Source organism: Leifsonia sp. SIMBA_070 (genome assembly GCF_046534635.1).
GTDB lineage: Bacteria > Actinomycetota > Actinomycetes > Actinomycetales > Microbacteriaceae > Leifsonia.
This window is the reverse complement of the sequence record NZ_JAWRYK010000043.1, coordinates 1-421: the sequence shown is the minus strand read 5'-3', so window position 1 is coordinate 421 and position 421 is coordinate 1. Positions and strand designations below refer to the sequence as shown.

Below are 421 nucleotides of genomic sequence, written 5' to 3'. Positions count from 1 at the left end.
AAGATCGAACTAACAAACACTGACTCTACTTACTACATAGGAGAAGAAGCAAGAAAATCTAAACTTCCACTTGTTCGTGCTCTTGGAGAGAATAAAGCGAAGCGTTATGAAGACCCAACGTTTAAGAAACAACTATTCGGATTTATTGCGAAAGACTTCAAAAAGAACGTTACGATTCCATTACTCGTTACTGGTCTTCCTGTATCTCACTTTGGTAATCAACGTGAGTCATTGCAAAAAGTAGCTATGGAAGAAACTGCTGTTAAAGTTAATGGCGAATTAATCACTATTAAAGTGAAACAGTGTTTAGTAATCCCGCAGCCAGTCGGAACGCAATACTATCTAGTTAAGAAGGACATCATCAAAAAAGAAGATCGTATTCTAATTATTGATGGCGGATTCGGTACATTCGATGTTACAG

General features: G+C 37.3%; 1 protein-coding gene. It reads left to right on the top strand.

Annotated elements, in window-relative coordinates; genetic code table 11:
• Positions 1-421: hypothetical protein (locus SB754_RS19315; RefSeq protein ID WP_410784030.1), on the top strand; the 421-nt coding region annotated here is incomplete at both ends.